General features: G+C 55.8%; 3 rRNA genes. All 3 read right to left on the bottom strand.

Annotated features, from left to right (window positions below):
* Nucleotides 1-8: 8 nt before the first annotated feature.
* Nucleotides 9-122 (bottom strand): 5S ribosomal RNA (gene rrf, locus QRN63_RS29610).
* Nucleotides 123-284: 162 nt separating this feature from the next.
* A 23S ribosomal RNA gene (locus tag QRN63_RS29605) occupies nucleotides 285-3,391 on the bottom strand.
* Between the two features lie 433 nt (nucleotides 3,392-3,824).
* A 16S ribosomal RNA gene (locus QRN63_RS29600) occupies nucleotides 3,825-5,341 on the bottom strand.
* The 16S, 23S and 5S rRNA genes sit together here, the layout of an rRNA operon.
* Nucleotides 5,342-5,521: the final 180 nt, after the last annotated feature.

The following is a 5,521-nucleotide window of genomic DNA, read 5'->3' as shown; positions in this document are numbered from 1 at the left end:
TAATTTGTGTTCGGCGGTGTCCTACTTTTCCGCCCGTGCAGGGCAGTATCATCGGCGCTGGCAGGCTTAGCTTCCGGGTTCGGGATGGGACCGGGCGTTTCCCTGCCGCTGTTGCCGCCGTAACTCTATTTATTTAATCCTCTACCGGCCTGTGGCACCCTTTTTTGGGGGTGTTATTTGGTGGTGGGGTGTGGTCTGTTCGACTCTGGGTGTGGATGGTGGTTGCGAGGCACGGATGTGCAATGTTCTTCGTCTTGTTTACACACAATTGGTTCTTTTTGGGTGTGTGTAAGTTTTCGGCCGGTTAGTGCCAGTTCCCTAAACCCATTGCTGGGTGTGCAGGTCTGGTCTATCGATCCCGTGGTCTGCGGGGGGCCTTATCCCTCTAAAAGGGTGAGAAACCTGGTCTTGGAAGAGGTTTCCCGCTTAGATGCTTTCAGCGGTTATCCTGTCCGAACGTAGCTATCCAGCGGTGCCCCTGGTGGGACAACTGGTAGACCAGAGGTTCGTCCGTCCCGGTCCTCTCGTACTAGGGACAGGTTTCCTCAAGTTTCTGACGCGCGCGGCGGATAGAGACCGAACTGTCTCACGACGTTCTAAACCCAGCTCGCGTGCCGCTTTAATGGGCGAACAGCCCAACCCTTGGGACCTGCTCCAGCCCCAGGATGCGACGAGCCGACATCGAGGTGCCAAACCATCCCGTCGATATGGACTCTTGGGGAAGATCAGCCTGTTATCCCCGGGGTACCTTTTATCCGTTGAGCGACACCCCTTCCACTCGGGGGTGCCGGATCACTAGTCCCGACTTTCGTCCCTGCTCGACTTGTAGGTCTCGCAGTCAAGCTCCCTTGTGCACTTACACTCAACACCTGATTGCCGTCCAGGTTGAGGGAACCTTTGGGCGCCTCCGTTACATTTTAGGAGGCAACCGCCCCAGTTAAACTACCCACCAGGCACTGTCCCTGGACCGGATATACGGTCCGAAGTTAGAAGCCCAATACGATCAGAGTGGTATTTCAACAACGACTCCACACACACTGGCGTGTGCGCTTCACAGTCTCCCACCTATCCTACACAAACCGTACCGAACTCCAATACCAAGTTGTAGTGAAGGTCCCGGGGTCTTTTCGTCCTGCCGCGCGTAACGAGCATCTTTACTCGTAGTGCAATTTCGCCGAGTCTATGGTTGAGACAGTTGAGAAGTCGTTACGCCATTCGTGCAGGTCGGAACTTACCCGACAAGGAATTTCGCTACCTTAGGATGGTTATAGTTACCACCGCCGTTTACTGGGGCTTAAATTCTCCGCTTCACCCCCGAAGGAGTTAACAGGTCCTCTTAACCTTCCAGCACCGGGCAGGCGTCAGTCCGTATACATCGTCTTGCGACTTCGCACGGACCTGTGTTTTTAGTAAACAGTCGCTTCTCACTGGTTTGTGCCACCCCCTCCCGCTACCCACCGCAAGGGTGTTGACGGTATGGAGGTCCCCCTTCTCCCGAAGTTACGGGGGCATTTTGCCGAGTTCCTTAACCATAGTTAACTCGTACGCCTTAGTATTCTCTACCTGACCACCTGTGTTGGTTTGGGGTACGGGCCATGTGTGCACTCGCTAGAGGCTTTTCTTGGCAGCATAGGATCACCGAATTCGCCTCACTCGGCTATGCATCACCTCTCAGACACATGAACGACGGATTTGCCTATCGTTCGTCCTACAGGTTTACCCCGGTATTACCACTGACCGGTACGGCTACCTTCCTGCGTCACCCCATCGCTTGACTACTACCCACCAGGGTCCCACGCAGCCGGCAACACGTGATCCCCGAAAGGATCATCACGTGCCATTTGGATGGTTAGCACAATGGATTCATCACGGACGCACACACACGGGTACGGGAATATCAACCCGTTGTCCATCGACTACGCCTGTCGGCCTCGCCTTAGGTCCCGACTCACCCTGGGCGGACTGGCCTGCCCCAGGAACCCTTGGTCTTTCGGCGGGCAAGGTTCTCACTTGCCTATTCGCTACTCATGCCTGCATTCTCACTCCCACACCCTCCACAACTCGATCACTCGGCTGCTTCACCGGATGCAGGACGCTCCCCTACCCATCCTTGCGGATGCCGCGACTTCGGCGGTGTGCTTGAGCCCCGCTACATTATCGGCGCACAATCACTTGACCAGTGAGCTATTACGCACTCTTTCAAGGGTGGCTGCTTCTAAGCCAACCTCCTGGTTGTCTTCGCGACTGCACATCCTTTTCCACTTAGCACACGCTTAGGGGCCTTAGTCGGCGATCTGGGCTGTTTCCCTCTCGACGCACGGAGCTTATCCCCCGCCGTCTCACTGCCACGCTTTTGTCTTACCGGCATTCGGAGTTTGGCTGACGTCAGTAACCTGGTGAGGCCCATCGGCCATCCAGTAGCTCTACCTCCGGCAAGAAACACGCAACGCTGCACCTAAATGCATTTCGGGGAGAACCAGCTATCACGGAGTTTGATTGGCCTTTCACCCCTACCCACAGCTCATCCCCTCAGTCTTCAACCTAAGTGGGTTCGGGCCTCCACGCGGTCTTACCCGCGCTTCACCCTGGCCATGGGTAGATCACTCCGCTTCGGGTCCAGAACATGCCACTACACCCTTACGGGATACGCCCTATTCAGACTCGCTTTCGCTACGGCTACCCCCCACGGGTTAACCTCGCGACATGTCCCTGACTCGCAGGCTCATTCTTCAAAAGGCACGCCATCACCCCACGTAAACGAGGGCTCTGACGGATTGTAGGCACACGGTTTCAGGTACTATTTCACTCCCCTCCCGGGGTACTTTTCACCATTCCCTCACGGTACTAATCCGCTATCGGTCATCAGAAGGTATTTAGGCTTACCGAGTGGTCTCGGCAGATTCACAGCAGATTTCACGGGCCCGCTGCTACTCGGGAACACCATCAAGGCAGACATCGGGTTTTCACGTACGGGACTCTCACCCTCTACGGCAGGCCATCCCAAGCCACTTCCGTTAACCACGACATTTTCTTACTGCCCTCCAGCCAGGTAGAACTGGAAAGATAGGTCCCACAACCCCGCACACACAACCCCTACCCGGTATCACATGCATACGGTTTAGCCTCATCCGCTTTCGCTCGCCACTACTCACGGAATCACAATTGTTTTCTCTTCCTACGGGTACTGAGATGTTTCACTTCCCCGCGTTACCTCCCACACCCTATATATTCAAGCGTGGGTAACACGACATAACTCGTGCTGGGTTTCCCCATTCGGACATCCTCGGATCAACGCTCGGTTGGCAGCTCCCCGAGGCATATCGCAGCCTCCTACGTCCTTCATCGGCCTCTGATGCCAAGGCATCCACCATGCGCCCTTAAACACTTACGCACAAAAACCAATTGATAAACAAGAATCAAAATTGCACATCAACACACACAGAAGGAAAAACCAACGACCCGAAAGCCGCCGGCAACCCATCTCTGCGCGCGTTAGATGCTCGCAACCACTATCCACGAATCAAACACCACACCCCACCACCAAAACCGGTGAGGCAACAACAACCCCCACCACCCCCAACGGAGCGGTGTCTCCCACCCCCATCACGAGGGGGAAGCGAACGGGCCTGTTGTCTCAGGACCCAACAGTGTGTCTGGCAATCTTATCGATCAACGTGTCATCCCAGCTGATCAGCGTTTGTTGTCATATGCACCCGCCGGACAAGCCCACTACAGGCGCCGGCGACAATCCCAACCATGAACCCCGGCACTGTTGCCGGCATGGGGGAAACCCTGGATCAGGGCATGTAAATGGTGCTCCTTAGAAAGGAGGTGATCCAGCCGCACCTTCCGGTACGGCTACCTTGTTACGACTTCGTCCCAATCGCCGATCCCACCTTCGACGGCTCCCTCCACAAGGGTTAGGCCACCGGCTTCGGGTGTTACCGACTTTCATGACGTGACGGGCGGTGTGTACAAGGCCCGGGAACGTATTCACCGCAGCGTTGCTGATCTGCGATTACTAGCGACTCCGACTTCACGGGGTCGAGTTGCAGACCCCGATCCGAACTGAGACCGGCTTTGAAAGGATTCGCTCCACCTCGCGGCATCGCAGCCCTTTGTACCGGCCATTGTAGCATGTGTGAAGCCCTGGACATAAGGGGCATGATGACTTGACGTCATCCCCACCTTCCTCCGAGTTGACCCCGGCAGTCTCCTACGAGTCCCCGGCATAACCCGCTGGCAACATAGGACAAGGGTTGCGCTCGTTGCGGGACTTAACCCAACATCTCACGACACGAGCTGACGACAGCCATGCACCACCTGCACACAGGCCACAAGGGAACCGACATCTCTGCCGGCGTCCTGTGCATGTCAAACCCAGGTAAGGTTCTTCGCGTTGCATCGAATTAATCCACATGCTCCGCCGCTTGTGCGGGCCCCCGTCAATTCCTTTGAGTTTTAGCCTTGCGGCCGTACTCCCCAGGCGGGGTACTTAATGCGTTAGCTACGGCACGGATCCCAAGGAAGGAACCCACACCTAGTACCCACCGTTTACGGCGTGGACTACCAGGGTATCTAATCCTGTTCGCTCCCCACGCTTTCGCTCCTCAGCGTCAGTTACTGCCCAGAGACCCGCCTTCGCCACCGGTGTTCCTCCTGATATCTGCGCATTCCACCGCTACACCAGGAATTCCAGTCTCCCCTGCAGTACTCTAGTCTGCCCGTATCGCCCGCACGCCCACAGTTAAGCTGTGAGTTTTCACGAACAACGCGACAAACCACCTACGAGCTCTTTACGCCCAGTAATTCCGGACAACGCTCGCACCCTACGTATTACCGCGGCTGCTGGCACGTAGTTGGCCGGTGCTTCTTCTATAGGTACCGTCACTTGCGCTTCGTCCCTATTGAAAGAGGTTTACAACCCGAAGGCCGTCATCCCTCACGCGGCGTCGCTGCATCAGGCTTGCGCCCATTGTGCAATATTCCCCACTGCTGCCTCCCGTAGGAGTCTGGGCCGTATCTCAGTCCCAGTGTGGCCGGTCACCCTCTCAGGCCGGCTACCCGTCGTCGCCTTGGTAGGCCATTACCCCACCAACAAGCTGATAGGCCGCGGGCCCATCCCACACCGCAAAAGCTTTCCACCACACACCATGAAGCGCGTGGTCCTATTCGGTATTAGACCCAGTTTCCCAGGCTTATCCCAAAGTGCAGGGCAGATCACCCACGTGTTACTCACCCGTTCGCCACTCGAGTACCCCGAAGGGCCTTTCCGTTCGACTTGCATGTGTTAAGCACGCCGCCAGCGTTCGTCCTGAGCCAGGATCAAACTCTCCAAACAAAAACCACGGGACAAACCCGACAGAATTCAAGTTCAGAACAATCTGACCTAAACAAAAGACACCAACAATCTGGCATCAAAAAAACAACCACACCCCACAAACGGGAAAACACGGAGTGCAGTCAAAAAACAACAAACAAAAACCACCAAACACACTATTGAGTTCTCAAACAACACGCC

Source organism: Mycolicibacterium sp. lyk4-40-TYG-92 (genome assembly GCF_030209435.1).
Classification (GTDB): domain Bacteria; phylum Actinomycetota; class Actinomycetes; order Mycobacteriales; family Mycobacteriaceae; genus Mycobacterium.
The sequence above is the reverse complement of the archived record's forward strand: the minus strand, read 5'-3'. Positions and strand labels throughout refer to the sequence as shown.